The sequence below is a fragment of the Sphaerisporangium perillae genome (genome assembly GCF_023276435.1).
Taxonomy (GTDB): Bacteria; Actinomycetota; Actinomycetes; order Streptosporangiales; family Streptosporangiaceae; genus Sphaerisporangium; species Sphaerisporangium perillae.
This window is the reverse complement of sequence record NZ_JALLPO010000028.1, coordinates 107,046-132,497: the sequence shown is the minus strand read 5'-3', so window position 1 is coordinate 132,497 and position 25,452 is coordinate 107,046. Positions and strand designations below refer to the sequence as shown.

Sequence of the window (25,452 nt, the reverse complement as noted above, 5' to 3'; positions counted from 1 at the left end):
CAGCCGGTCGCCCGACGTGGCCGTCGACCCCTCGGTGAAGATCACGTAGACGACGCTGAGCACGCCGCCCAGCCGTTCCCGGCGCTCACCGGCCGACGGCAGCTCGAACGGCACCCCGGCCGCCGCGATCGTCTTCTTCGCCCGGGTGATGCGGGCCTGCACGGTCGGCACGGGTACCAGGAACGCGCGGGCGATCTGTTCGCTGGACAGGCCGCCGACCACGCGCAGGGTCAGCGCCACCCGGGCCTCACGGGAGAGCACCGGGTGGCAGCTGACGAACATCAGCGCCAGGACGTCGTCGTCGATCCGGTCGGGGTCGATGTCCACGTCGACCGCCGGTCCGGCCGCCAGAGGCAGGCGCGGCCGGCGCGAGCCGCCTGCCCGCCCAGGCCTCCTCCCGGACCGGCCGGTACAGCGCGGAATGCCTGGCGTCCAGGTACGCCCGCTCGGGATGCCAGGGCGTCGCGGCCCTGACCGTGTGGTAGGCGGCCGCGAGGTTGACCCCGTCGCCGCCCAGTGCCTGAACCCGGGCCGTGAACAGCGGATCGCCGATCACGTCCCACGGATAGGCGTGCACGAGCACGCGCATGGCCATCGCCTCCCCACAAGGGGCCCTCACCCACAAATGGCGTTGTCCAGGCATATCGACTCGGCTGTACGGAGTCAATGGCTCGGCGTGCGGGGCACCCCCTGGGATCCGTTCGGCCGGGCGCATGTCCGTAGAGTCGAAAGGGAGCTCGTTGAGGAGTGCGTCGCGGGGCTGACCGCGGTCGCAGGCATGAACCGTGCCCGCCGGGACAGATGAGGGGAGACCGCAGGCGGGCATCTGGGGAGAGGACACGATGGGACAGCAAGTGGCCAAGGAGCGGTTCTCGGAGGCGGAGTACGGGCGCTTCGGGGAGCGCCTGAAGGACTCGCTCATCGCGCTGCGGGAGCTGCTGGCCAGGCCGGGGTTCGGCGCGGGGCCCGCGACCGTCGGGGCCGAGCTGGAGCTCTTCCTCGTCGACGAGGGCGGCCGGCCGCTGCGCCGCAACAAGGAGGTTCGGGCCGCGGCGGGGGACGACCGGGTGGTGCTGGAGCTGGGCAGCTTCAACCTGGAGGTCAACCTGACCCCGTCGCCGCTGGCGGGGCGGCCGTTCACCGCCCTTGAGACCGAGGCGCGGCAGATGATGCACCTGGTCGACGAGGCGGCCCGCTCGCAGGGCGGCCGGGTGGTGCCGATCGGCATCCTGCCCACGCTGACCGAGTTCGACTTCACGCGTGACGCCATGAGCGACGACACCCGCTACCGGGCACTGAGCCGGGGGATACGCAGGGTGCGCGCCGAGCCGTTCCGCGTGCGGATCCACGGCAACGAGCAGCTCGAGCTGGAGGTCGAGGACGTCATCCTGGAGAGCGCCAACACCTCCTGGCAGATCCACCTGCGCACCTCTCCGGAGGCGTTCGCCCGCGTCCACAACGCCGCCCAGCTCGCGATCGGCCCTGTGCTGGCGGTCAGCGGCAACTCCCCGTCCTTCCTCGGCCGTGACCTGTGGGAGGAGACGCGCATCGCGCTGTTCGAGGCCTCGGCGGACGACCGTGACATGGAACGCCCGTGGCGGGTGGACGGCCGCGTGTCCTTCGGTTCCGGCTGGGTCGAGAACGGCGCGGGGGGGCTGTTCGAGCACAGCGTCCGGGAGTACGAGCCGGTCATGCCGGTGATGGACGAGGAGGACCCCCTGGCGGTGGTGCGCGAGGGCGGTGTTCCCCACCTGGCCGAACTACGGCTCCACCAGGGCACGGTGTGGCAGTGGAACCGGCCGGTCTACGACCCGGCCGGCGGCGGGCACCTTCGCGTGGAGCTGCGGGCGCTGCCCGCCGGGCCGACCTGTGCCGACATGGCGGCCAACGCGGCCTTCCTGCTCGGCCTGGTGGCGGCCATGGCGGCCCGGCCGTCCTGGATCGGCGGCTTCCCCTTCGCCGACGCCTACCGCAACTTCTACCGCGCCGCGCGGAACGGGCTCTCCGCCGCGCTCGCCTGGCCGGGCCGCCTGGACACCGTCTCGGCGGAGAGCCTGGTGCAGGACCTGCTGCCGGTCGCCCACGAGGGGCTGCTGTCGGCGGGCGTGGACGAGGACGAGGCGTCCCACCATCTGTCGATCATCGCCGAGCGCGTCAGGCTGCGGCGTACCGGCGCCGTCTGGCAGCGCGAGGCGCTGGCCGAGCTGGAGGAGCGGCCGGGCGCGCGGGCGGCGATGCTGGCCCGCTACCTCGAGCTGGCCTTCGCCGGCGAGCCCGTCCACACCTGGCCCGGCCTGTCTCCGGCCCTGCCGTGAGGACCGCGCCTTGTCCTGAGGCCGGAGTCCGCCGTGCGGCCGCGGCCTGCCGCCTCAGGGGGGGTCGTCGACGCCGGTGAGCGCGCTGCCGTAGCTGAGCGCGACGAGCTGGGCGACCGCGCTGTGGGCGCCCAGCGGCTCCGCGCACCCGGCCCCGACCGACTCCGCCGCCGCTGTGATCTTGTGCAGGTCGATCTCGGGGCCGATCAGGAACGGCGCCAGCGCCAGCCGCGAGGCGCCGATGTTGCGCAGGCGCTGGGCGGCGTCCCCGACTCCGGGCGAGGCGTCGAGCGAGGCCGCCACCACCGGGAGCGTCAGCCGCGCGGCCAGCAGGACGACCGTGGCGTCCGCGGCGCGCACCGCCTCCTGGCCGCCGACCGTGGCGACGATGATGCCGTCCACCGGGGCGGCGATGTTGAACAGGCGCATGCGGTCGGCGCGCGCGAGGCCGCTGTCGGACAGCTTGACGTGCAGCGCCTCGGCGAGCAGCGGATGCGGCCCGAGCGGGTCGGCGATGGTCGTCATGACGTCGCTCTCGGCGACCGCCTCCCGGATGGCCCGGTAGACCTGCTGGTGGGGCCCGGTGACCAGGGGGACCACGATGGCCGCCGGCGCCTCCTTGGGCCGGTCGGCGGCGCAGTCGGTGAGCGTCTCGGCCAGGCTGGTCTTGCTGTCGCCGAGATGGATCAGGCGCACGTCGAGTTGGGGATGGTCGACGCTCACGATCGTCTTGATGGCCGCGGGGATGTCGCCGCCGGTGCCGGGCGCGGCCAGCACGAGCGCGGGCGCGTCAGGGGGCAGCTGCGCGGGCACGGGCCGCCGGTGCCGGCCGGAGCTGGTCCGGAACGAGCGTTCGCGGACCGGAAGCTCCTGTGGAGCGTGATGACCATCGTTCACATCGGCGGATTTTACGGGGTATGAGGCGAAAGTTAAGTCCGATTCGCGTTGACGCGCGGAGGGAGATCCGTCGATCTCCCGTGACATCAGTGACAAATTGGGACTCGATCCCTTGAACAGCACCAACGGTCCGTAATCATTCGAGATCATCGCGGTGGCGGCGGTCCTGCCCGCGGGGCGGGAAGGGCCGTGCCGTTGACAGATCTGTCCGCGCCGCCGGTGAAGTTTTTTTCTGCACACCCCGCGCGGTGGCGCGTCTCAATGCACGTGGTGCGCCGCCCGCAGGATCTCAAGCAGCCCGAGACCGGCGAAGAGCAGCAGCGAGAGCCCGATCATCGCGTACATCGGGACGGAGATCCTCAGGCGGGCGCCGAGCGGCGACCGCGCGGGGGCCGGTCCGGCGGCGGGCTCCGTGACGGGCGTCCCGGGCGACGGACGCGCCTCGGGGACCAGGCGCGCGGAGCCTCCCGGCCCGGCCGGCGTTCCGGGTGCCACCGGCGGCGGGGCGCCGCGGAGCTCGGGATGTCGGATGAGATATCCCCGGGGAAAGGGCTTCACCGCGATGTCACCGCAGGACGGGCAGCGCGCGCCCGACCACGGCGGCTGGACGAGGAGTTCGGCGCGGAACCAGACGTCGGCGTCGTTGCCGTGGCTGTCGGTCAGGTGCCGGACGACGTACTCCTCTTCCCACACCAGCAGGCAGCGAAGGCATTCGAACGGCCAGGTCTCGCGAGTGCTGAAGCCTTCTTGCACGAGGACCACCCCCTGGGCGCGCCTGTGACGGGGCGCCGCCTGGTTTCGAGTGTGGGTGTCACCTCGGGGGTTCGCAAGACCGGATACCGATACCTAGCGTTTCCGTTCGCTCGCTCCCCGTCATCCCCGTGGCGTCGGCGGCGAGCACCAGGGCCAGCAGGGCGAGCACCGCGCAGGCGCCCATGATCAGGGCCATCGGCACGGCGTCCCGGTCGCCGCGCAGCCCGGTCAGCGGCGCTACGATCGCGGCGAAGGTGAACTGCACGGTCGCCATCAGGGCCGAGGCGGTCACGGCCACGTGCGGCGCCCGGCCGAGCGCGACGGCGCAGGTGTTGCCCAGCACCAGCCCGAGGGACGCCGCGGCGACCAGCAGCAGCGGCAGGCACGTGGCGACGGTCAGCCCTCCGGTCGCGGCCAGCGCGCCCAGCACGGCGGCGGCCACGAGCAGGACGGCGAGCCCGGCCTGCGCCGGCCGCAGTGTGCGGAAGCGGTAGGCGAGCCTGGTGCCGGCCGTGGCGACCAGGACCAGGCCGAGCGCGTTCAGGGCCAGCGTGAGCGCCAGCGGCGCGGTGGACAGGCCCAGCAGGTCGCGCAGGAAGAAGGGTGAGGCGGCCAGGTACGCCACTAGGGCGCCGAACCCGAGCGTGAACGCCAGCGCGGGAGCGACATAGCCGGGGTCGCGCAGCAGGGCCCGCGCGGCCCGCGGGTGGGCGGAGGCGGCCGTGCGCCGGTGCGCCGGCAGCGTCTCGGGGAGGGCGATGAGCACGGCGAGGAACATCAGCAGCGACAGCAGGGCGAGCGCCGCGAACACCCCGCGCCAGCCGGTCGTTTCGATCAGGACGCCGCCGGCGAGCGGGGCCACGATCGGCGCGATGGCGAGTACCCCCATCAGCACGGCGAAGGCGCGCGCGGCCTGGCGTCCGTGCGCGATGTCGGAGACGACGGCCCGGCCGATCACGATGCCGGCCGACCCGGCGAGTCCCTGGACGAACCGCGCCCCGATGAGCACGCCGACCGTGGGGGCCAGCGCGCACGCCGCCCCCGCGACCGTGCAGACCGCCAGGCAGGCGAGCAACGGCCCGCGCCGGCCGTAGCGGTCCGACAGCGGGCCCAGCGCCAGGTGGCCCACGGCCAGCCCGAGCAGGAAGGCCGAGAAGGTGAGCTGTACCCCCGTGACGCCGGCGCGCAGGTCGCGAGCGATGGGGACCAGGCCCGGCAGGTAGGCGTCGGCGCCGAACGGCGTGAACGCCGACGCCAGGCCGAGCACGGTGATCAGAAGGGGGGAGGGGGCTGTCGTTCTGGGTGCGCCGATGGCGGTGGTAGCGGACATGACGACTCCATGGGGCGGTGGAACGAGAACCGCCGGTTCGCCGGCACCGCCGGAGCGCCCCGCGGGTCACCCCTGGACGCGCGATGCCGTCCATGGCCACGGTACGCCTGTGACCTGGTACGACCACCAACCGGGCACGTCTCCCGGCTGAGGGGGAGGGGGAACGGTCAGGCGTCCTTGCGGCCGACGCCGCCGACCGACCAGACGGCGTCGGGGCCGCCGAGCCGTTCCCCGTCGGGACGCCACTCCGGGATGTACACCAGGCCGGGCTCGACGAGCGACAGGCCGTCGAAGAAAGGCTCGATCTCGGCCTTGGTGCGCAGCTGGTCGCGGCGGGTGTGACCGGAGACTATGCCGCCGTCCTGGTAGAGGGCGGCGAGCTTGGCGGTGGCCTCGGGGCGCAGGTCGGACACGCTGTGGCTGATCGCCACGTGGCTGCCGGGGACAATGGCGTCGCGGAAGCGCCCGACGATGCGCGCGGCCAGTTCGTCCTCGGGGATCACGATCAGCGTGAAGAACAGCAGGACCGCTACCGGCTCTCGCAGGTCGATCAGCTTGTTCAGGCGGGGGTGGGCGAGGATCTGGTCGGGGTCGCGCATGTCGGCCTCGATGACGGCCGTCCGCTCGTCGTCCTCCAGCAGGGCCTGGGCGTGCACGACGACCACCGGGTCGTTGTCGACGTAGACCACGCGGGAGCCGGGCGCGACGGCGCGGGCGATCTCGTGGACGTTGCCCTGTGTCGGCAGCCCGCATCCGACGTCGATGAACTGGCGGATGCCCGCGTCGGCGAGGTAGCGCACCGCCCGTTCGAGGAACCTGCGGCCCTCCTGGCACATCATCGGCAGCTCGGGCGCGAGATCCAGCGCCTGGCGCGCGGCCTTCCGGTCGGCGGCGAAGTTGTCCTTGCCGCCCATGAAGTAGTCGTAAATGCGGGCTTCGTTGGGGATCTTCGGGTCGAAGCCGAGTGGCTCGAGCCTCGGAAACGCTGTCATCACACCCCCGTCTCGCCGAATGTCGATGGTAGCGCCGCTCGCGCGAAGATATCCGTCTTTTCCGGCGAAGCGCTGAAGTGTTGACCTCGGGTGGAGCTCCAGTGCCGGAGCCGCATTGCGACCGGCGGGGGCGGCAGGGCCGCGTCAGCGGCAGACCTCCAGGTGCCGCGGCGGGCGGGGGAGGGTGAATCCGGCCCAGACGGCCTTGCCGGGAGATCCCGAGGGGGCGGGGGATCCGAGGGGCGCCCAGCCCCACCGGTGGCTGATGCCGGAGACGACCTGCAGCCCGCGCCCGCCCTCGGAGCCGTAGTCGGGGTCGCGGGGGACGGGGGACTCCTCGCTGGGGTCGGTGACGACGCATACCAGGGACTCGCCGGTGTGGGCGAGGATGATCCGCACGGGGTGGGCGGAGTGGACGGCGGTGCGGCTGCTCAGCCCGTGCCGGAGGGCGTTGATCACCAGCTCGCCGATCACGAGTTCGGCGTCGTCGATGAGGGAGGTCAGTCCCCAGCCGTTCAGCGTGGTGATCGTGAAGCGGCGTGCCGTGCGGGCGGGGTAGGGATCATGGCGAAGTTCGCGGAGTGCGAGTTGTAACAGGCCGGAATCCGGGCCGCCGGCGATCCATGAACCCGCGGAGGTCAGGACGCGGTCGAGCTGGGTCAGCCATTCTTCCCACTTTTCGTCCCCTAACTGAGCGGGTTTAGCCAGTTGTGTCCTGTACCCAGTCATAGGGAAGCCTCGGGGGGTTTAGGGCATATCGCCGGGGAGTTACGCCACTTGACCATATTGCCCCCCTTGGTGTGCATGTGCAAGTACCGATGCACGTGCAAACGCACAGAGGTATGCTCAGGCTAAGGGTGGAAGTAGCCCGTCTGTGGGTCCTCGTAGCGACGAGTGGCCTATGGAGAAGGATGTCAGGGTTCGTCAGCTTTCGGGGATGTGTGAAGAGGCAAGATGGACGAGATCTCCAACGGCGTGGCCGCGTCCCAGCTCTCGGGGGTGCGGTGGCGTAAGAGCGCCTACAGCAACCCCAGCGGCAACTGCGTCGAGCTGGCCCCCCTGCCGGGGGGCGAGGTCGCCGTCCGGAACTCGCGGCACCCCTCGGGGCCGGCGCTGATCTACAGCCGGGGAGAGCTGGCCGCGTTCATCCAGGGCGCCAAGAACGGCGACTTCGATGACCTGGCATTTTGACCGATCCGGTAGTTACGGACGGTTCAAAATCGTAGCCTAAGGGTGATGTTGGGGTATTTCGGGATTAGGTCGTCGGGGGTATCGTGAACTTCTCTGTGAACCGCGAGAAGTGAGTAAGACAGCCCCTGTTCTAAGGAACCGAACATGATCACAGCCCGGGCCGAAGGGGACGAGACCCCGCTCAACATGATGGCTCGGGAGCGGGGCAGCTCGACGGTCCTGCGCATCCTCCTGGGCTCCCAGCTCCGCCGGCTGCGGGAGAACCGCGGCATCACCCTGGAGGCCGCCGGGCACTCCATCCGCGCCTCCCACTCCAAGATCAGCCGTATGGAGCTCGGGCGGGTCAGCTTCCGCGCCCGCGACGTGGCCGACCTGCTCACCCTGTACGGGGTCACCCAGGAGAGCGAGCGCGAGGCCCTGCTGTCGCTGGTCGCCCAGGCCAACCGCCCGGGCTGGTGGCACAACTACGACGACGTCCTGCCGAACTGGTTCGAGGCGTACGTCGGCCTGGAGGAGGCCGCCACCCGCATCCGCTGCTACGAGGTGCAGTTCATCCCCGGCCTGCTCCAGACCGCCGAGTACACCCGCGCCGTCGTCCTGCTCGGCCACCCCGACGGGACCGACGAAGAGGTCCGGCGGCGGGTCGACCTGCGCATGGCCCGGCAGCAGCTGCTCACCCGGCCGAACGCCCCCCACCTGTGGGCCGTGATCGACGAGGCGGCCCTGCGCCGCCCGCTCGGCGGCCCCGAGGTGATGCGCGGCCAGATCGGGCACCTCATCGACACCATCTCCCTTCCCAACGTCACCGTGCAGGTCATGCCGTTCAGCGCCGGCGGCCACGCGGCGGCCGGCGGCCCGTTCAGCATCCTGCGCTTCTCCGAGCGCGACCTGCCCGACGTGGTCTACCTGGAGCAGCTCACCAGCGCCATCTACCTCGACAAGCGCGACGACCTCGACCGCTACCAGGCCGTCATGGAACGCCTGTGCATCGACGCCGTCCCGGTCTCCGACACCAAGAAGGCCCTGACCAAGATCCTCAACGAGATCTGACCCCGCCGCCGACGCACGCCCGGCCGCGCCCCGCCCCGCCCCGCCCCAGGGCGCCCGGCCGGTTCCGGGCCGAGAGGGGCGATGGGGATGAGACCGTGCTGGACCTGCGACGAGACATCGGGTATCTGCTCGCCGCCGAAGGACAGGCGCAGGACGCCCTCACCGTCCTCCAACCTTTGTACGACGACCTTGCCCTCCTGCGGCCCTGACGACGACCGCGCTCAATCCTCCGCCAGGGGGAGTGCTGTAGCCGGCGCCGACGCGGTGAGGTGTGGTGCGGCGAAGTCGGCGCCGTTGTACGGCGGCCGACCGATGCGTGTCCCGGACACCAGGTTGGCTCATATGACGAGAAGCCCGTGGTGGTGGCCTACGGGCTTCTCGTGGGTTTGGCGTAGGGGTTAGAAGTCGAACTCACCCTTCTTGGCTCCGTCGACGAAGGCATCCCAGACGCTGGCACTCACCACGAACGGCGCCTTCTCAGGTGCTTCGGTGTCCCGCAGCCCGACCCGCCCGCCGGACAGCGGCGCAACCTCCAAGCAGTTCCCCTGGTTGGATCCGCTCTTGGTCGCCTTGCGCCAGGACGCGGTCTTCAGTTCGTCGCTCAGGTTCATGTCGTCCGTGCCTCTCTGCTCGACTCGCGCAGACGCTCGGCGGGTGCATGCAACTTATTGGGGTTTGTCCCAGATCGAGGTGCCGTACACCACCTGGTGCCGGTCGACGGGGATCACGATGTCGGCGGTCTCGACCGGGCGCGCGTCGGCGTAGTACGTGCGCTCGATGGTGAGCACGATCGCCCCTGGTGCGATGTCGAGCGCTGAAGCCTCCTCGGCGAGCACCTGGCGAGCCGAGACCACCTCGGCCGCGTGCGTGATGTCCATCCCTATCTGCCGCATGCGTTCTACCACTCCACGGCCGGCGTGGGGGCCGTCTTCAGGCAGCACGATCGGTGTACCGCGTGTCAACGCCAGTGGCTCCCAGCTGCTACTGAGCTGCACGGGTTCACCGTCACCGCGGAACACGTACTTGGTGAACATCACATCCGGCTCGTCGTCCTCCGGCGCGGGTATCGCCAGGCGCTCGCGCACATCGGCCGGCGCGCGAGAAGTACGACTCTCGTAGTCCCACGACCCGATCTGCGCGTAATCCGTCATCGACTGGGCGAACGGACTGCCGCCGACCGCGTTTCGATGCCAGTCGCGGACGAGTCGGCGCCGCTGTGGCCGTGCGCGGACGTAGGTTCCCGACCCTGGCCGCGCGACCGCCAAACCTTCGGTGACCAGCAAGCCCAACGCGTCGGATGCCGTGTTGCGCGCCACTCCGTACACCTTGGCGATCTCGGGGGACGAAGGCAGTCGGTCTCCTTCGGTGAGCTCGCCGGAAAGGACGCGAGCCCTTAGCGCGTCGGCGATGCGCACGTACACAGGCCGATCGGTTTCGTGATCCACCCGAATAGCTTGACGGGTTGCCTATGCAGATTGCAAGCTGTCCATACAGCTTGTCTATCTGCCTAGGAAGCATGGCGGTAATCTCGTGATCGAGCCGTTCCAGCAGTCATTGCCGGGTGAACCGGCGGCTGTCGACGCCGCGTGCGCCTGGATGAGCGCCATCATCGGCAGTGTCCAGCCTGACCAGGAAGAACTCGCCGTACGGATCACGAGAGAACTGATGGCCACCGCCATACGGCACACCCCTGCATCGGAGAAGCTGCACCTTCGTGTCATTCCCTTGGCGACGAATCTCGTCATCGAGATTCGTGATCCGGGCGCTCCAGCCGCTGATGGCACCGCGCGTACCTCATGGGCCGACCTCTCCCAGGAGGTCGCCGAGTTCGGCAGTAAGCAGATCGCGGGCCAAGGTCACATCGTCTGGGTTCTTCTCCCTCCGAGACGGGCTTCGCATGCCTGATCGCGATACCAGGACGGGACGGCGCGGACGGCATCGGCGGAGCGGGACCGTGATTCGCGTTCGCCCGAGGCGCTGGGATCCGGCCGAGCGGACCGCCGCGCAGCAGTTGGACCAGATGGAGCCGGCCTGGGCCGTCTGGTACGGCGTCGGAGCGCGATGCTTCTACGCCGTCGCGATCTGGCCCGTACCCGAATCCCTGGTCGTCCAGGCCCGTTCCGTCGGCGAGCTGCGTGACCTCATGCGCGAAGCCGAGCTGCGTGACCTGATGCGTGAGGCCGAGCAGCCTGGTCGATCCACTCCGCGGCCGCCCCGCCTACCCCTGTCCCAGTCACCCCTGCGCACGCCGTATCCGCCCCGAGGAGCGACCATGCCCTACAGCGCGCTGGACGGTGCCCGTACCGTCTGCTGGGATCTGCCCTGTGACCTGTCGGTGATCGGCAAGACCCGGAGCATGGTGAGGGAGGTCCTCACCTCCTGGGCGCTCCAGCCCTTCGCCGACGACGTGATCCTGGTGGTCGATGAGCTGCTGGCCAATGCGCTGACCTACGGGGAGCCACCGGTCAGGCTCACCCTGTCCGCCGAGGGTGCCGAACTGCGCGTCCAGGTCACCGACCACGCCGCTGAGCAGCCTCGCCACCTCCACCTCGGCATCGAGGCCGTCCATGGCCGCGGTCTGACCATCGTGGAGGCCCTGGCCCACGAGTGCGGCGTCACCCCGCTCTCCGGCCTCTCTGGTATCTCCGGTAAGACCGTCTGGGCCTGTTGGCGCCTGTCGCCTACGGCCAAGGCTCACAGCGAAGACGAGCCGGTCAGCTCGCCGGCGAGCTGACCGGTACACCTCAGGTGGCGTTCGTGTGAACGAACATCCGCCGAAGCTCCGGACCTGACCTGATCACCTGGGTGTTCGTACTCACTCTCTACGAGTGAACCGGCCTCGCAGCGCCCGCAGCGCGAATCGGGCAGAGCGAGTGCGCAGGAGCAAGGCTGTCTGGCACCCCTCCTCGCCCAGAGCGAGGCCGCTGCTCTGCCGGGATGCCGATGACCTCGGCTTCCATGCCGTAGAGCGACTTGAGCGTGGTGGCCAGGTGGACGAGTGCGACCTGGGCGAAAGGGAAGAGCGTCGCGGGAGTGAGCATCCGGCCCGTCTTCATGTGGATCGCGAAGATGCTCTCACCCGCCGCCGGCACGAAGGGCGGCCCAGCCATTTGGGCCGCCCTTCGCGCGTGAGGAGTCGACGGGTCAGTGGGAGAACGCCTGGAACTCGGCGGCCCGGATCTGACCGGCGGTCGGGCTGGCCGTGGCGCAGTCGGTGGCGGAGTTGGGATCGTTGTCCTGCTCGCCCGCGTACAGCGGGTTGCCGGTGCACTGGCTGGACACCGTGCGCAGGATCAGGTGGGTCGCGAGGGTCCGCGGGACATCGAAGGACTTGATGATCAGGTCGCCGCCTCGCGGACGCGGGAGGCTGGTGGCGAAGGCATCCTCAGGGCTGGTGTAGATCTTGGCGTAGTTCGCAGGGTTCGCGCAGTCGGTCCCGGAGGTCGCGTCACACGCCAGAACCTCGAAGGCGCGCAGCGCGGTGAACCGGTTCTGCGAACCGGGGTCGGCGGGATCATTGACCGCCGGCCGGAGCATGGCGCTGACCTGAACCCTCCGGATCTGGGCGGCCTCGGTGCCCGCCAGATCGACCATGACCGAGCGGCCGGCGACCGGAGCGGTGAGCGACGCCCAGTTCGTCGCTTCCGTCTCGTCGATCAGCTTGTCCTGGTTGACCCCGTCGCCGATCGCCGCCGCGCCCGCCCCGGCCGAGGCGTGGTTGCGGAACATCTGCACGGGAAGATCTCTGATCTGGTCTTTCTTCAGCGTGAACTCGAACCTCTTGTGCCCGAACCCGGTGGCCACCGCGACGAACGAGTACTTGCCGGGCACGATCTGGAAGGTCGCGCCGAGCTCGGTCGCCGGATCCGTGTCCGCGATCGGGACCGCACGGCCCTCATAGTCGCCCACGTACAGGCGCACGGGCGCGTCGGCGGCTTCGCCCGCGGGGTGCAGGGTCACCGTGGCGTTGCCGCCATGCGGGGAGGCGAAGCCGGGCTTCGGGTCCGGATCGGCGGTCCCATTGCTGGCCGCGCCTTCGCCGAGGCCGTGCTCGGCGAACGCTTCCCACATGATGTCCTGGTTCGCGGCGCCGAAGCGGAGCCTGTCCGCCGCGAGCATCGCGTCCCTGAGGTCCACCATGCTGAGGTTGCCCGCGGTCGTGAGCAAGAAGGCGTCGAAGTGCAGCTGGATCCACCTACGGTTGCCCGGGCACTCGTCCAGCGGCTTCCGTCCCTCGGCGCAGGCCCGCTGATCCTCGGCCGAGCCCTTGCCGTACCTCTTGATGAAGGCGTTCCGCACGTCGAACTGGGTCGCCGACCAGATCTCGCCGTCGGCGTGCACCTGTTGTCCGACCAAGTCGTAGGCGATGTCGCTGTAGTTCAGCGGCGACTTCGACATGTCGTAGTTGCGGATGCCCCGCCCCGCGTCGCCGGTGACGTAGCCGCCGGTCACGTACGGCGTGTCGCCACGCGGGCGGAAACCGTTCTCGAAGAGGTACTCCATCGCGAACAGGTCGGAGATGCTCTCGCCCATTGCGCCGGCCTGGGCCCCGCTGAGGCCCGCGGTCGGCCCGGCCACCATGCGGTTGGAGATGGCATGGGTGTACTCGTGCCCGATAACCGACATGTCGTAGTCACCGTCGACGCAGGGCGCGTAGAACGCCCCGGCTTGCGGCTGCCACAAGTACATGTTGGTGGTCGGGGCGACGCCGTCCGCAGGGGTGATCTGGTTGGCGTTGTTGCGGATTGGCAGGACCCTGGCGCCCGCCTGGGCGTTGCCCCGCTCCGCGTCGCCGTCGCGCCCGCCGCGATCACCGTTGCTCACCTGCATGTTCCAGGCCGTCTCGGTGAAGCCCAGACGGTACGACCAGTCGTGTATGCGGTTGTGCATCGCGTGCAGGTTGCTGATCGCCGCCTCGAGGTCGGCCTCGCCGGGCCTGTCGAACGCGGCCGGGTCGCACTTGGCGTTGAACCACTGGTTCTGCCACGGGAAGTTGTAGTTCCGACTCGGCGTGATCACGTTGCTGCGGGTACCGAACGACGAGGAAGAACCGCTGGCGCGGTTCTCGACCGTGCGCGCCGCGTTGCCGAGGCTGGTGTTCGTCGGCGTGTCCGTGCTGTGATCGACATCCCACGCCTTGCCGGTGGCCGGGTCCCCGCCGACGACGAGGCCGCACCCCGGCCGGGGGGCGGCGCACCAGGTCTGGCGCGTGTCGTTGGAGGAGTAGTCCGCCGGGGGATTGGCCGCGAACGCCGACCATGACGGATTCTCAGGGTCGAAGTGATCGACCAGGTTCTCCCTGACCAGGATGTCGCCGCTGACGGCGTCGACGTAGGTGGTGTAGGCCGCGGGCTCCTCCTCCTGCCCCTCCTCGATCAGCGTGACCTGGAAGGCGCGGTGCACGCCGTCGGCGGCGGGTACCGCCACCTCCTCCATCCGCTTGGTCGAGGTGGCGCCGAGGTCGATCTCCGCGTCGCGAGCGGCGATCTCCAGTGCCTGCTGCTCCGTGATGACCGCGGCCGGCGGTGCGCTCGTGGCCCGTGACAGCGTCGAGGAGGCGTGCAGGACCATGCCGCCTGTCACGCCGACCGCCACCAGGCCGTCGTAGCCGGAGGGCAGGCCGCCGAATTTCTGCCGCAGGAGCACGGCATGCCCCTTGCCGATCGGATTGACCGCGACCGTCTCCAGTGCGTCGACGGCTTCGGCCTGCAGGCCGAATAGGTCCGTGTTGGCCTTCAGATAGGTACGGGCGGCCTGTACGGGATCGGCGGCGAGCCCTTCGGCGAGCGGCTTTTCCGAGGTGACGAGTGCGGGAGTGCCGAGGTCATTCCATCGAAGGGTCGACTTGGCCGGCTTCTTGGCCGAGGCCGGAGGTGCCACTCGGCCCTTCCTGTTGTCCTTATCCGGTTTGCCGTGTCCATCGCCCTGGACGACCGGGACTTTCTGTGGCTCACGGCGCTTTTCGCCTTGGGCCACCCCGGCGAAGGGAAGGGTGAGCGAGGCTGCGGCAACCGCGGTGATGATGATGCGTAACGGTGGAACAGACGATGACACGCTGCTTGCCTCCTGAATGGGGACGTGGGCTCCGTCGCCCGCATCCCATCTGATGCGATAGTGGTAACATCACTCAGAAAGCATGACAAGATCTTGCAAAGCATGGAAAATAGGCATATATAGGACTACATGGCCCGAGAAAACCCGTGCCGCCAGTTGGTCTGCGCCCGAGCCGAAAACGTCGAGCGGCGGCGCGATACCGCGTGCCCGAAGAGGGCTTCACCTTCCTTGTTCGGTGCCGCCCTATGGACAGGTAATTAGCTAATTGCCGTAATTCCTGGTGATCGAGGGGTACCGGGTCAAGGCGCCGGCCGATGACAAGCGGCTGCTGATCCGAGTACGAGCCCGGCCATGAGCCGGACGCCGATCAGAGATCGGTTGACCTTCCACGGTCGAGCGTGGTGATCACCTTGGCCCGTGCCAGGCGCGGGCGGTTCAGGGGCGAGCGGCGCCCGCCGGCCGCGCCGCCGGTTCGGGGACGGTCTCCGGGGTGCGGGTCACCTGCCATCCTTCCGCGCGTGCCAGCTCGGCGAAGCGGACGGCGTTGCGGACGGCGGCGCCGTCCGGGTCGTTGTTGAAGTAGACGTACACGTCGTGATCGGGGCCCCACGCCTCGCCGAGCCGGTGCAGCCATGATCGCAGCGACGCCTCGCCGTACGACGGCCAGGGCGTGGCGCGGCCCTGGTGGAGGCGCAGGTATCCCCAGCCGGTGGTCCGCCACAGCGGGGTCACCGGCCTGCCGAGCACGTCCGCCCAGCAGAGCGTGGCGCCGTGCGACCGGAGCACCTCGCGGACCGTGTCGGTCCACCAGGAGGCGTGGCGCGGCTCGACGGCCACGCGCACGTGGCGGGGGAAGCAGCGCAGGCACGCGTCGAGCCGCTCGGGCTCCGCCCGCAGGGTCGGCGGGAGCTGGAGCAGGATGGGCCCGAGCTTGCGGCCTAGGCCCCCGGCCGAGTCCATCAGGCGCTGGACCGGCTCCTCGGGGTCCTTCAGCCGTTTGATGTGGGTAAGGAACCGGCTGGCCTTGACCGCCATCACGAACCCGTCCGTGGTGCGATCGCGCCAGCTCTCGAACGTCTCCCGCGACGGCAGCCGGTAGAAGGCGTTGTTGTTCTCGACGGTGTCGAAGCATTCGGCGTACCGCTCCAGCCACAGCCGCTGCGGCAGCCCGGAGGGGTAGAGCACGTCCCGCCAGTGAGCGTACTGCCACCCTGAGGTTCCCAGGAGCAACATGAGAGCTTCACCTCCCATATGGCCAGCATGCCTACCCGCCCAGGCAGCGGTCACACCGGCCCGCCGGATGGCACGCGCCGCCGGGCGAGTGGACCTCTGCCCGAAGTCCCCATCCCGAGTCCACCCGAGGAGCGCGCCATGAAGATCTTCATCTCGTCCGACATGGAGGGCACCGCCGGTGTCGTGGACTGGGATCAGTGCCGCGCCGGCGGATCCCAGTATGCCTACTACACCGAGCTGCTGACCGGCGAGATCAACGCCGCCATAGAAGGCGCCGCGCAGGCCGGCGCCACCGAGTTCCTGGTCAACGACTCGCACTCGAAGATGGCCAACCTCAGACCGGACGCCCTCGCCGGGCGGGCCGGCTACCTGTCCGGCCGGTACAAGCCGATGTACATGATGCAGGGGCTCGACGCGAGCTTCGACGCGATCTTCCTGGTGTCCTACCACGGGTCGATGGGCAGCAGGGGCTCGGTGCTGTCGCACACCTACTTCCCGATGGCGTTCGCCGAGGTCACCCTCAACGGCGTCGTCGCGGGCGAGGCCGGCATAAACGCGCTTGTGGCCGCCGCGTACCGGGTGCCGATCGTGCTGGTCACCGGCGACGCCACGACCGCCGAGGAGACCGAGCGGTTCTGTCCCGGGATCAAGACCGCGGTGGTCAAGAAGTCCGTCAGCCGGTTCGCCGCCGAGTCGCTGCACCCGGCGGACGCCAGGGATCTGATCCGGGAGCGGGCGCGGTCGGCCATCGAGGACCTGCCCGGCGCGAGGCAGGCGGCCGTCAGCCTGCCCGCCACCTTGGCCATCTCCTTCCGCAGCAGTGACCACTGCGAGCTGGCCTGCCGGATCGCCGGAGTCGAGCGAACCGGCGACCTGTCGGCGAGCATCACCGGCGACGACCCCCTGCGGATCTATCAGACGTTCATCACTGTCGTACTGCTGTGCCGAGGCCTCGTGGAGTGAAGATCGCCGCGCCCGGGCGGCTCCTACACGTGAGGGGCGAGTGCGGACCGCACGGGGGCCAGGCAGCGTTCCACCGCCGGGCGGGGCTCGAAGGCGTAGGTGCCGTCGCCGAAGAGCTCGAAGGTCAGGTGCCCGTCGTATCCCCGGCGGTCCAGGGCGGCGAGGTAGTCGGCCGGCGGCAGCTCCCCGTCGTCCCAGGCGAGGTGGCCAGCGGGGCTGCCGTCGATGAGATGCACGTGGCGGACGCGGCCGCCGAGCGCGTCGAAGTAGTCGTCGACGAGTCCGTGCGTCTCGGCACGGCGGCGGACGACGCGCGCCTCGGCGTCGCCGACCTGGGGGATGTGGAGGTGGGCTGCGATGCCCCACAGCTCCAGCCGCTCGCGGCCGAGGTCGGCGGCGTCGTCGAGGAACCGCTCGAACGGCAGATGCTGGTAGGCGAAGTTCGAGCCGGTGATGCGCTGGACGGGGAGGGGCATCGAGGCTCCTGTCGTGTGTGGTGCTCTATGCCTATTTTCCGATGCCGTCGGCCAAGCCCTTGACGATGTACCGCTGGCCGAAGAAGAACAGCAGCACCACCGGGACGGCCGCGATCACCATGCCGGCGAAGACCACCGGGAACTCGGTGCCGTGCTTGCTCATCAGGCTGGTCAGGCCCACCGGAAGGGTCTGCACGCCGCTGCCGCTGGTGAAGACCATCGCGAAGAGGTACTCGTTCCAGGCGAACAGGATGTGCAGCAGGACCGTCGAGGTGATGATCGGCTTGCACATCGGCAGGATGATCTGCCAGAACGCCGTCCAGCGGCCGCAGCCGTCCACCTCGGCGGCCTCGTCGACCTCACGCGGCAGGTCGAGCATGTAGGCGCGGATGAGGAAGGTGGTGAAGGGGACGCGGAAGGCGGTGTACAGGATGAGCAGCGCCCAGAAGCTGTTGTACAGGCCCATCGCCTGGAACATCTTCACCAGGGGTACGAGTGCCACGGTGGGGGCGAGCATGAGCCCGCCGAGGATGGTCCCGGTGATCAGCTTGTTGAACGGGATGTCGACGCGGGTGAGGCCGTAGGCGGCCCAGGCGCTGACGAACACGGTGGCGATCGTCGAGGTCACCGTGACCAGCACGCTGGTGGTGAGGTAGTTGCTCACCCCGCGGTTCCACGCCTTCTGGTAGTTCTCGAAGCTCCAGTCGACGGGCAAGGCGAACGGGTCGCCGAAGAGCTGGGCGTTGGTCTTGAACCCGTTGAGCACCATCCACAGCAGCGGGTAGAGCACGACCACCGCGAGGCCGAGGAGGAAGACCCACACGAACACCCGTGCGATCACGCCGAGGAAGCCGAGGCGGCTCACCATTCCACCCTTCTCCTGCGGGTGACCCACAGCTGCGCCATGGCGATGCCGAGCGTGATCACGAAGAGCACTGTCGCGATCGCGGCGGCGTAGCCGAAGTTGTTGCGGACGAAACCGCTGCGGTACAGCCAGGTGCCGAGCACCTGGCTCGAGTTGTCGGGCCCGCCGCTGGTCATCACCATCACCTCGTTGAAGACCTGAAACGCGCCCGAGATGGTGACCATCATCATCAGCCCGGTCATCTCGCGCACCAGAGGGACCGTCACGTGGAGGAAGCGGCGGATCGGCCCGGTGCCGTCGAGAGCCGCCGCGTGGTAGATCTCCGAGGGGATGCGCTGGACCGCCACCGCGAACAGCAGGGTGGAGTACCCGAAGCCCTGCCACTGGCTCATCGCGATGATCGCCGGCATGGCCGTGGTCTCCTGGCCGAGCCAGGAATGGTCGAACCGTCCGAGCCCCACCGCCTGCAGCACGTGGTTGAGCGGGCCCAGGTTGGGCTCGTAGATGAAATAGAAGAGCAGGCCGGCGACGGTCATCGAGATCGCGGAAGGGATGAAGTAGATCGCCCGGAGCCTGCGCTGCCACCGCTCGCTGCGAATGCTCTCCACGAGAGCGGCCAGCACGAGCGCACCGAACACCTGGAAGGCGATCGAGACCACCGCGTACAGCACGTTGTTGCCGAAGGACGACCAGAAGACCGGGTCGTCGATGAGGTCGCGGTAGTTCTCGAGCCCGACGTACTCCTGGCTTCCGCTGTAGATGTCCCACTTGAGGGTGCTGAACCCGAGGTTCTCCACGAGCGGGAAGTAGACGAACACCCCGACGAGCACGAGGGCGGGCATGACCCACGCGAGCCCGAGTGCCCGTTTGGAAATGGTGCGCACCGGCATGCTCTCCTTACGCCGAGCGGGTCACTTGGCCGACGCCGAGGCCTGGCGCACGCTGTCCAGCACCTGCTCGGGCGTCTTGCCACCGGTGATCAGCGCCTCGCCGCCGGCCAGCCACGCATCGGCGACCTCGGGCACGGTCACGGTGTCGAGCCAGGCGGCCAGCCGCGGTGCCCGGTTGACCAGGCCGATGCCCTCGTACACGGCCTTGCTGGAGGTCTCCGGGGTGACGGCGCCGATGACCGTGCTGGGCTGGCCGTATGGAGGTGCGGAGAGCGTCTTGGCGTTCTTCGTGTCCGTCACGAACTTCATGAAGTCGATGGCGAGCGCCGCACGCGGTGAGGCCGCGTTGACCAGGTACCCCTCCGGCGCACCTTCGAGCACCTCGGGGGCGCCCGCGCCGCCCTGCGGGACCGGCAGCGGGAAGATGCCGAAGTCCTCTTCGGAGAGCCTGTGGCCGGCGGTGGCGTTGTCGAACTCGAGGACCTCCTGGTAGTACATCGCCGCCTTGCCGTCGGCGAACGCCTCCTGCGCGGAGGTGTAGAGCACGCCGTTGGTGCCGGTCTTGGTGTCGGTGCAGGTGTCGACCAGCGTCTTGAACTGCTTGAGCGCGGTGAGGTAGCCCGGGTCGTCGAGCTTGGCCGTAGCAGGCTTGAAGTCGGCCTGCAGGGTGGCGCTCGGCACGTTGTAGGCGAAGAGCTGCTGCAGATAGTGCAGGGCGGGCCAGCCGTCCTTGTTGCCGAAGGCGATCGGCTCGTACCCCGCCTTGCGCAGCGCGCCGCAGCCGCCGATCAGCTCCTCGAAGCTGCTGGGCACCTTGATCCCGGCCTTGGCGAAGGCGGCCTTGTCATAGCCCATGAACTTGCCGTTGTTGTACAGCGGGATCCCGTAGTACTTGCCGTCGTAGGCGAAGGCGGACAGCGACCCCTGGCTGAAGGTCTTGCCCCAGTCGGTGCCGGGTCCGATCACCTTGGTGAGGTCGGCCGCGCGGCCGCCGCGGACGAAGTTCTCCGCCCAGTTGCCGGTCCAGGTGAAGTAGATGTCGGGCAGGGCGTTCGAGGCCGTCAGGGTCTTGGTCTTGTCCTTGATGCTCTGGTCGGTCTCCTGGATGAGCTCGACCTTCACCCCGGGATGCGCCTGCCGGTATTCGGCGGCGAGCTTCTGGAAGTAGGGCTCGAGAGGTTCACCGGCGAACTTGGTGAGAATGCTCAAGGTGCCCGAGTAGTCCGGTGCGGCGGTGAGGTCGGCCGCCGGGGCCTTCGCGGCCGGCGTGCCGCCGGTGCAGCCGGCGAGGGTGAGCACCGAGGTCCCGGCGATGACCGCGAACGTCGTCAGTGCGCGAGGGCGCATGGGCTTCCTTTCTCTCGGGAGGAGACCGCCGGTGCCGGGGCACCTCGATCCGCCGTGGGCCGCTGTGACGTGACCCGATTGGTGTGGGCCGACTGTACAGAGACTCTGATACCGGTACCAGACCCAAAGCGGAAAATTTTATCGTCCCCCGCCGGCGGGATGCCGCGGCGCCCGCAGGGCTGCAGAACCTGCAGGCAGACATCTGCAGCACTGCTCGCGATGTTGACGCCGCGCGACTCCTGTGCCAGCGTGACTCCCGCGTGATACCGGTATCAGACCGCAAAGCGCGGCGCCCGGTCGCAGGCATTCCCGAAAGGACGCGAAGATGCTCGGATTCAACGAGCCGGAATTCCTCTCGCAGATGGCGAGCGCGGTGGCGTTGCGCCCTCAGATAGAGGAACTCGTCGATCGGCTCGTGGACGAGGGGTTCGACAACCTCCTCCTGGTCGGCGCCGGTGGCACGTACGCCCAGATGTGGCCGTACGAGCACCTGGCCCGGCGCGGCTCCACCCTCGATGTGCGCGCCGTGATCGCGGCGGAGCTGGTGGCCTCGGGCGACGCCACCCTCGGCGGACGCTCGGTCGCGATCTTCACCTCGGTCTCCGGCACGACCGACGACAGCATCCGCGCCATCGACCACTGCAAGTCCAAAGGCGCCTACACGATCGGCTTCACCGGCCACCCCGAGTCGCCCGTAGCCCTCAACGTCGACGTCGCTCTCATCTCAGAACCCAAGACCTGGCCTTTCGACATGCAAATGCTGCTCTTCATGGGCCGGCTGCTCGCGCGGCGCGGAGAGTTCGGCGGCTACGAGAAGTTCGCCGGTGAGTTCGCCGGGATCCCGAAGATCATGCTCGACGTGGCCCGGCAGGCCGAGCCGGTGGCGGCCGCCTTCGCCGAGGCGCACAAGGACACCGACTACCACTTCCTCATCGGCGGCGGGAACCTGTGGGGCTTCACCTACCTGTACTCGATGTGCATTCTGGAGGAGATGCAGTGGCTGCGCACCACCAGAGTGCACAGCGCCGAGTTCTTCCACGGTTCGCTCGAACTGCTGGAAGAGAACACGAGTGTGATCATCTTCCAAGGTGAGGACGAGACGCGCTCCCTGACCGATCGGGCCGAGGTCTTCGCCAGACGCGTCTCGAAGGACGTCACCGTCTTCGACACGCGCGAGTACCCCCTTGAGGGCATCAGCCCGGAATTCCGCGGCCTGCTCGCGCCGCTCGTCCTCGACACCGTGATGAGCCGCGTCAGCAAGCACCTGGAGCGGGTGCGCGACCACTCCCTCGACCTGCGCCGCTACTACCGCGTCATGGAGTACTGAGCCGGCGACGCCCCCGCCCGCCGGAACGCACGGGCGGGGCGTACGAACGAGACGTCCGTCCGCGTGCGCCGGTGCCCCACCGGCGCACGCGGCCCGCGCACGGGAGAATTCATGAGAGTCCTCGGCTTCGGCGACAACATCGTCGACCGGTTCGTCGACCGCGGCGTCGACTATCCCGGCGGCAACAGCGTGAACGTCGCCGTCTACGCCCGCCGCCTCGGCCTCGAAGCGGCCTACTTGGGAGTCTTCGGCGACGACGAGCTCGGTCGCTTCCTGGCCGGCTCGATCGCCGCCCAGCAGGTCGCCGTCGACCGCTGTGCCGTCCGAGCCGGAGAGACCGGCATCTCCTACCTGCGGGTCGACGATGGCGACCGCCGCTTCCTCGGCTGGAACGGCGGAGGGGTCACGGTGCGCGCGCCGCTGGCGCTCGACGACGAACTGCTCCGGTACGTGTCGTCGTTCGACCTCGTCCACTCCAGCGTGTACTCCCGCAGCGAGAGCGAACTGCCGAAGCTGGCCCGGCTCGCCACGCTGGTGAGCTTCGACCTCTCCAGCGAGGACGAGTTCCGCACCCCCTCCTACCTCGACCGCGTCTGCCCGTACGCCGACCTGGTGCTGCTGTCGTGTTCTCACCTCGACGAGGCCGCCACCCGCGCGGTCCTGTCCGAGGTCGTGCGGCGCGGCGCGCGGCTCGCGGTCGGCACCCGGGGCGTGGAAGGCGCGATCGTGCACGACGGCCGCGTCACCGTGGCGAACCCGGCGCGCCCCGTGGAGGACCCGCGCGACATCATCGACACGATGGGGTGCGGTGACGCGTTCCTCGCCGGGTTCGCGGTCGCGCTGCTGCGCGGCGGCTGGTCCGCGGACGCCCGCCCGCGATGCCGCATTCTCGAGCGCGCGCTGCGTAAGGGCGCGGAGTCGGCCTACCGGCAGTGCTTCGTCGAAGGCGCGTTCCGCCACGGCAGGCCCGCCCCGCAGCCGGCCGTGGTTAGCATGAGGCCAATCTTCCGACCCGAGAAATGAGGAACGCGATCCATGCCAGCTGACCGGGGCCAGGCGGGACCACCGACGATCTCCGAGGTGGCCGCCGAGGCCGGTGTCGGCCGCGCGACCGCGGCGCGCACGCTGGGCGGGTATGGGTACGTCAGCCCCGAGCTGCGCGAGCGGGTGCTCGCGGCGGCCGAGAAGCTCGGCTACCGCGCGAACGCGCTCGCGCGCAGCATGTCGACAGGTGTCAGCCACACGCTCGGCGTGATCGTCGCCGACATCGCGAATCCGTTCTTCGCCGGCGTGGTGCGCGGGATCTCCGACACCTCCCGGGCCCGCGGCTTCGACACGATCGTGCTGAGCACGTACGAGGACCTCGACGAGGAGGTCGCGGCGACGAACGTGCTCATCGACAAACGCGTCGACGGCGTGATCATCGCCTCGGCCGCGGTGGACCGCCGCGAGGTCGCCCACATCAAAGGGGCCACGGACCGGGGCATCCCCGTGGTGCTCGTCGACCGCGCGGTCGCGTCGCTCGATCTGGACACGGTCGTCATCGACAACCGCGACGCGGCGCGCGGGGCGGTCGAGACGCTCATCGCGGCCGGGCACCGCCGCATCGGGTTCGTGTGGGGACCTCCCATGCCGGAGTCGCCCGCGACCCGGCGCGGGCTGCTGGCGGAGGCGTCCCGCAACCTGTGGACGGACGGAGAGCGCCTGCGCGGGTACCTGGACGCGCTCGACGACGCGCGCATCCCCTTCGACCCCGAGCTGGTGATGGTCGGGCGCAAGACCGAGGAGCGGGTGACCGAGGACGTCGCCCGCATGCTCGCCCTCCCTGACCGCATGACCGCGCTGTTCTGCACCGAGACCGACGGGGTGACCGGTTCCCTGCGGGCCCTGCGTGCCGCGGGGCTGTCCTACCCCCGCGACGTCGCACTGATCGGTTTCGACGACAGCGCGTGGGCGGCGGTCATGGAACCGCCGCTGACGATGATCGAACAGCCCGTGCACCAACTCGGCGCGAAGGCGGCACAGGTGCTCCTCGACACGCTCGAAGGGGCCGGGCCCGCAAGGGAGACCCACGTGCTCCGCTCGCGCCTCATCGTGCGCTCCTCCGTCGCCCCGCCGCCGCGCTCCTGAGCCCCTCGCCTCAGATGGCGGCGAGGGCGTCGAGGAGGGTGGTGGCGGTTTCGACGTCGGCGGTCAGGGGGCGGTCCTCGTCGCCGCGCTCGAGCCGGGCGGCGGCCTGCGCGAAGGCCGCGCCCACGGGAGCGGTGAGGTCGGGGGGAAGGGTCCGCTGGCGCAGCGCTCGTACGGCCGCCACCAGCTCGCAGGCCACCACCAGGCGGTAGGACCCGGCCGCCTGCAGGGTCTGGCGCGCCGACTGGGAGGCGAAGCTCGCGTGCTCCTCGACGCCGCGGGACAGGACGGCGTGGCCGAGCGCGGCCGGGTGGGCCGCGTTGCGTAGCCCGGCCAGCGCGGAGTTCGCGGCGTACTCCAGGATCATCACGCCCGAGCTGCCGGCGGGTCCCTCGGCGAGGAAGGGGCGCAGGCCGGTGAACGCGGGCTCCACCAGGGTGCCCAGCCGGGCGGTGGACAGTTGCGCGGTGTGCAGGAGCGCCAGCCGCAGGTGGTCGAGGGCGAGCCCGAGCGGCGCCTGGTGGAAACCCCCGTGGTGGTGGACGGTGCCGTCGGCGGCGGCGATCAGCGGGTTCTCCGCCGCCGCGTTGATCTCGATGTCGAGGACGCGTTCGAGCGCCTGCGCGGCCTCGACGGCCGGGCCGTGCACCTGGGGGAAGCACCGGTAGCCGAAGGGGTCCTGGATCCGGGTCGTGATGGCCGGCATGGCCTGCTGGGAGATGGGCGCGGGAAGGCGTTCGCCGAGGAGGCGGCGCATCTCGGCGGCCACCGCGAGGCCGCCGGGGTGGGGGCGCCCGGCGTGCACCTGCTCGTCGTACGGCTCGGTGCCGCCGTCGACGGCCAGCAGGGACAGGGCGGCGATCACCTGGGTGGCGCGCAGCAGAGTGGTGATCTCCGACCAGGCGAGCGCCGCCTGGCCGATCGTCAGGGCGCTGCTGCTGCAGAAGGCGAGCGCGTCGCCGGTCTCCAACGTGATCGGTTCGGGCGGCGCCTCTCGGCTGCCGGTCTGCGGGGCGACGGGTTCGGGGGGCGCTTTCCGGTCGCCCGTGTCCGGCCTGATCGGGGCGGGTCGCCTGCCGCCGCCGGTGGTCCAGGGGCGTTCGCCGATGAGGGTGAGGCCGGTCTCGGCCAGGGCGGTCAGGTCCCCGGTGCCGATCGCGCCGATCTCGTGGACCTCGGGCAGGTGCCCGGTGTCGAGGGCATGGGCGAGGGCCTCGGCGAAGGCGGGTTGCAGCCCTGCGCCGCCGGCGAGGATCTGGTTGGCGCGGACGGCCATCATGGCGCGCGTCTGGTCGGCGGGGACGAGCGGGCCGATGCCGCCGGCGTGGCTGCGCAGCAGCCGGAGCCCGTGGGTGTCGCCGTCGGCCGAGGTGACGTCCTCGGTGCGGTTGGCGCCGACCCCGGTGGTGCGGCCGTAGACGGGCCTGCGGCGCGCGATCTCGGCGGCGGCCTTGTAGGAGGCGGCGGCGCGGTCGAGTCCTTCGGGGGCAAGGGTGACCGGGGCATCGGCGCGTGCGATGTCCGTGATGTCGGCCGGACGGGTTCGGGTCCCGTCCAGGATGATCGTCCGTAAAGCCATCAAAAGAGCCCCTCAGCTGGCACATTACCTGAATTTTCCGGCTACCCCCTTGACGCGCCG

General features: G+C 69.8%; 23 protein-coding genes and 1 pseudogene. 9 read left to right on the top strand and 15 right to left on the bottom strand.

Features of this window, described 5'->3' with window-relative positions:
• Positions 1-589 (bottom strand): annotated as a pseudogene (locus MYF83_RS44470) (sigma factor-like helix-turn-helix DNA-binding protein); the annotation flags it as partial.
• A 253-nt stretch (positions 590-842) separates the two neighbouring features.
• On the opposite strand from MYF83_RS44470, the gene MYF83_RS26710 reads away from it, so the two are divergent.
• The gene (locus MYF83_RS26710; protein ID WP_248963462.1) at positions 843-2,315 is read left to right on the top strand and encodes a glutamate-cysteine ligase family protein; all 1,473 of its coding nucleotides are present in this window, start codon (positions 843-845) and stop codon (positions 2,313-2,315) included.
• A 54-nt stretch (positions 2,316-2,369) separates the two neighbouring features.
• Here the strand turns inward: MYF83_RS26710 and MYF83_RS26705 are convergent, their stop codons facing one another.
• The 5 genes from MYF83_RS26705 to MYF83_RS26685 all read right to left on the bottom strand — a co-directional run bounded on the left by MYF83_RS26705 (position 2,370) and on the right by MYF83_RS26685 (position 7,016).
• A complete protein-coding gene (locus MYF83_RS26705; RefSeq protein WP_248963461.1) occupies positions 2,370-3,212 on the bottom strand; it encodes a sirohydrochlorin chelatase in 843 nt (280 codons plus the stop codon).
• Positions 3,213-3,470: 258 nt separating this feature from the next.
• Complete coding sequence (locus tag MYF83_RS26700) at positions 3,471-3,965, bottom strand: hypothetical protein (protein ID WP_248963460.1); 495 nt, start codon at positions 3,963-3,965, stop codon at positions 3,471-3,473.
• A 58-nt stretch (positions 3,966-4,023) separates the two neighbouring features.
• Positions 4,024-5,295: a multidrug effflux MFS transporter gene (locus MYF83_RS26695; protein ID WP_248963459.1), complete on the bottom strand. Its 1,272-nt coding sequence runs from the start codon at positions 5,293-5,295 to the stop codon at positions 4,024-4,026.
• Between the two features lie 167 nt (positions 5,296-5,462).
• A complete protein-coding gene (locus tag MYF83_RS26690) occupies positions 5,463-6,287 on the bottom strand; it encodes an SAM-dependent methyltransferase (protein WP_248963458.1) in 825 nt (274 codons plus the stop codon).
• Between the two features lie 144 nt (positions 6,288-6,431).
• Entirely contained in the window at positions 6,432-7,016 is a 585-nt protein-coding gene (locus MYF83_RS26685; protein ID WP_248963457.1) for an ATP-binding protein, read from the bottom strand.
• A gap of 225 nt (positions 7,017-7,241) precedes the next feature.
• Here MYF83_RS26685 and MYF83_RS26680 point away from each other — a divergent pair, with 225 nt between their 5' ends.
• Positions 7,242-7,478 carry a DUF397 domain-containing protein gene (locus tag MYF83_RS26680; protein ID WP_248963456.1) on the top strand — a complete coding sequence of 79 codons (237 nt, stop codon included), beginning with the start codon at positions 7,242-7,244 and terminating at the stop codon, positions 7,476-7,478.
• Between the two features lie 144 nt (positions 7,479-7,622).
• On the top strand, positions 7,623-8,528 hold the full coding sequence (locus MYF83_RS26675) for a Sco1979 family transcriptional regulator (RefSeq protein WP_248963455.1): 906 nt from the start codon (positions 7,623-7,625) through the stop codon (positions 8,526-8,528).
• A 398-nt stretch (positions 8,529-8,926) separates the two neighbouring features.
• On the opposite strand, the gene MYF83_RS26670 is transcribed toward MYF83_RS26675, so the two are convergent.
• Positions 8,927-9,139: a DUF397 domain-containing protein gene (locus MYF83_RS26670; protein WP_248963454.1), complete on the bottom strand. Its 213-nt coding sequence runs from the start codon at positions 9,137-9,139 to the stop codon at positions 8,927-8,929.
• 54 nt (positions 9,140-9,193) lie between these two features.
• Entirely contained in the window at positions 9,194-9,949 is a 756-nt protein-coding gene (locus tag MYF83_RS43920) for a GntR family transcriptional regulator (RefSeq protein WP_248963453.1), read from the bottom strand.
• Between the two features lie 109 nt (positions 9,950-10,058).
• Here MYF83_RS43920 and MYF83_RS26660 point away from each other — a divergent pair, with 109 nt between their 5' ends.
• Both MYF83_RS26660 and MYF83_RS43915 read left to right on the top strand, forming a co-directional pair.
• Positions 10,059-10,433 carry a sensor histidine kinase gene (locus tag MYF83_RS26660; RefSeq protein ID WP_248963452.1) on the top strand — a complete coding sequence of 125 codons (375 nt, stop codon included), beginning with the start codon at positions 10,059-10,061 and terminating at the stop codon, positions 10,431-10,433.
• 49 nt (positions 10,434-10,482) lie between these two features.
• Positions 10,483-11,262, top strand: coding sequence for an ATP-binding protein (locus MYF83_RS43915; RefSeq protein ID WP_248963451.1), 780 nt, complete (start codon positions 10,483-10,485; stop codon positions 11,260-11,262).
• Positions 11,263-11,672: 410 nt separating this feature from the next.
• Here MYF83_RS43915 and MYF83_RS26650 read toward each other — a convergent pair whose 3' ends face one another.
• Together MYF83_RS26650 and MYF83_RS26645 are read right to left on the bottom strand one after the other, a co-directional pair.
• Positions 11,673-14,408, bottom strand: a complete 2,736-nt coding sequence (locus MYF83_RS26650; protein ID WP_248963450.1) for a M36 family metallopeptidase — start codon at positions 14,406-14,408, stop codon at positions 11,673-11,675.
• A 609-nt stretch (positions 14,409-15,017) separates the two neighbouring features.
• Entirely contained in the window at positions 15,018-15,815 is a 798-nt protein-coding gene (locus MYF83_RS26645) for a DUF72 domain-containing protein (RefSeq protein WP_248963449.1), read from the bottom strand.
• A 138-nt stretch (positions 15,816-15,953) separates the two neighbouring features.
• Between MYF83_RS26645 and MYF83_RS26640 the strand changes: the two genes are divergently transcribed.
• Positions 15,954-16,778 (top strand): M55 family metallopeptidase, encoded by an 825-nt coding sequence (locus tag MYF83_RS26640; RefSeq protein ID WP_248963448.1) that lies wholly within the window; start codon positions 15,954-15,956, stop codon positions 16,776-16,778.
• A 23-nt stretch (positions 16,779-16,801) separates the two neighbouring features.
• On the opposite strand, the gene MYF83_RS26635 is transcribed toward MYF83_RS26640, so the two are convergent.
• The 4 genes from MYF83_RS26635 to MYF83_RS26620 are packed head-to-tail and all read right to left on the bottom strand — an operon-like array spanning position 16,802 to position 20,356.
• The gene (locus MYF83_RS26635) at positions 16,802-17,254 is read right to left on the bottom strand and encodes a sugar phosphate isomerase/epimerase family protein (protein ID WP_248963447.1); all 453 of its coding nucleotides are present in this window, start codon (positions 17,252-17,254) and stop codon (positions 16,802-16,804) included.
• 31 nt (positions 17,255-17,285) lie between these two features.
• On the bottom strand, positions 17,286-18,122 hold the full coding sequence (locus MYF83_RS26630; protein ID WP_248963446.1) for a carbohydrate ABC transporter permease: 837 nt from the start codon (positions 18,120-18,122) through the stop codon (positions 17,286-17,288).
• Entirely contained in the window at positions 18,116-19,003 is an 888-nt protein-coding gene (locus tag MYF83_RS26625; RefSeq protein WP_248963445.1) for a carbohydrate ABC transporter permease, read from the bottom strand. Before MYF83_RS26625 ends, MYF83_RS26630 begins: the two co-directional genes overlap by 7 nt.
• Positions 19,004-19,030: 27 nt before the next feature.
• Positions 19,031-20,356, bottom strand: a complete 1,326-nt coding sequence (locus tag MYF83_RS26620; RefSeq protein ID WP_248963444.1) for an ABC transporter substrate-binding protein — start codon at positions 20,354-20,356, stop codon at positions 19,031-19,033.
• A 325-nt stretch (positions 20,357-20,681) separates the two neighbouring features.
• Between MYF83_RS26620 and MYF83_RS26615 the strand changes: the two genes are divergently transcribed.
• From MYF83_RS26615 to MYF83_RS26605, 3 genes are all read left to right on the top strand, one after another.
• Positions 20,682-21,683, top strand: coding sequence for an SIS domain-containing protein (locus MYF83_RS26615; RefSeq protein WP_248963443.1), 1,002 nt, complete (start codon positions 20,682-20,684; stop codon positions 21,681-21,683).
• A 111-nt stretch (positions 21,684-21,794) separates the two neighbouring features.
• Positions 21,795-22,706 carry a PfkB family carbohydrate kinase gene (locus MYF83_RS26610; protein WP_248963442.1) on the top strand — a complete coding sequence of 304 codons (912 nt, stop codon included), beginning with the start codon at positions 21,795-21,797 and terminating at the stop codon, positions 22,704-22,706.
• A gap of 12 nt (positions 22,707-22,718) precedes the next feature.
• The gene (locus MYF83_RS26605) at positions 22,719-23,813 is read left to right on the top strand and encodes a LacI family DNA-binding transcriptional regulator (RefSeq protein WP_248963441.1); all 1,095 of its coding nucleotides are present in this window, start codon (positions 22,719-22,721) and stop codon (positions 23,811-23,813) included.
• A 10-nt stretch (positions 23,814-23,823) separates the two neighbouring features.
• Here MYF83_RS26605 and MYF83_RS26600 read toward each other — a convergent pair whose 3' ends face one another.
• Entirely contained in the window at positions 23,824-25,392 is a 1,569-nt protein-coding gene (locus tag MYF83_RS26600) for an aromatic amino acid ammonia-lyase (protein ID WP_248963440.1), read from the bottom strand.
• Positions 25,393-25,452 lie beyond the last annotated feature (60 nt).

Excerpts from the sequence above, each read along its gene's own strand:
- MYF83_RS26710 (WP_248963462.1), top strand. The coding sequence starts at position 843 with ATGGGACAGCAAGTGGCCAAGGAGCGGTTCTCGGAGGCGGAGTACGGG.
- MYF83_RS26695 (WP_248963459.1), bottom strand. The coding sequence starts at position 5,295 with ATGTCCGCTACCACCGCCATCGGCGCACCCAGAACGACAGCCCCCTCC.
- MYF83_RS26690 (WP_248963458.1), bottom strand. The coding sequence starts at position 6,287 with ATGACAGCGTTTCCGAGGCTCGAGCCACTCGGCTTCGACCCGAAGATC.
- MYF83_RS26685 (WP_248963457.1), bottom strand. The coding sequence starts at position 7,016 with ATGACTGGGTACAGGACACAACTGGCTAAACCCGCTCAGTTAGGGGAC.
- MYF83_RS26680 (WP_248963456.1), top strand. The coding sequence starts at position 7,242 with ATGGACGAGATCTCCAACGGCGTGGCCGCGTCCCAGCTCTCGGGGGTG.
- MYF83_RS26675 (WP_248963455.1), top strand. The coding sequence starts at position 7,623 with ATGATCACAGCCCGGGCCGAAGGGGACGAGACCCCGCTCAACATGATG.
- MYF83_RS26670 (WP_248963454.1), bottom strand. The coding sequence starts at position 9,139 with ATGAACCTGAGCGACGAACTGAAGACCGCGTCCTGGCGCAAGGCGACC.
- MYF83_RS26645 (WP_248963449.1), bottom strand. The coding sequence starts at position 15,815 with ATGTTGCTCCTGGGAACCTCAGGGTGGCAGTACGCTCACTGGCGGGAC.
- MYF83_RS26640 (WP_248963448.1), top strand. The coding sequence starts at position 15,954 with ATGAAGATCTTCATCTCGTCCGACATGGAGGGCACCGCCGGTGTCGTG.
- MYF83_RS26635 (WP_248963447.1), bottom strand. The coding sequence starts at position 17,254 with ATGCCCCTCCCCGTCCAGCGCATCACCGGCTCGAACTTCGCCTACCAG.
- MYF83_RS26630 (WP_248963446.1), bottom strand. The coding sequence starts at position 18,122 with ATGGTGAGCCGCCTCGGCTTCCTCGGCGTGATCGCACGGGTGTTCGTG.
- MYF83_RS26620 (WP_248963444.1), bottom strand. The coding sequence starts at position 20,356 with ATGCGCCCTCGCGCACTGACGACGTTCGCGGTCATCGCCGGGACCTCG.
- MYF83_RS26615 (WP_248963443.1), top strand. The coding sequence starts at position 20,682 with ATGCTCGGATTCAACGAGCCGGAATTCCTCTCGCAGATGGCGAGCGCG.
- MYF83_RS26610 (WP_248963442.1), top strand. The coding sequence starts at position 21,795 with ATGAGAGTCCTCGGCTTCGGCGACAACATCGTCGACCGGTTCGTCGAC.
- MYF83_RS26605 (WP_248963441.1), top strand. The coding sequence starts at position 22,719 with ATGCCAGCTGACCGGGGCCAGGCGGGACCACCGACGATCTCCGAGGTG.
- MYF83_RS26600 (WP_248963440.1), bottom strand. The coding sequence starts at position 25,392 with ATGGCTTTACGGACGATCATCCTGGACGGGACCCGAACCCGTCCGGCC.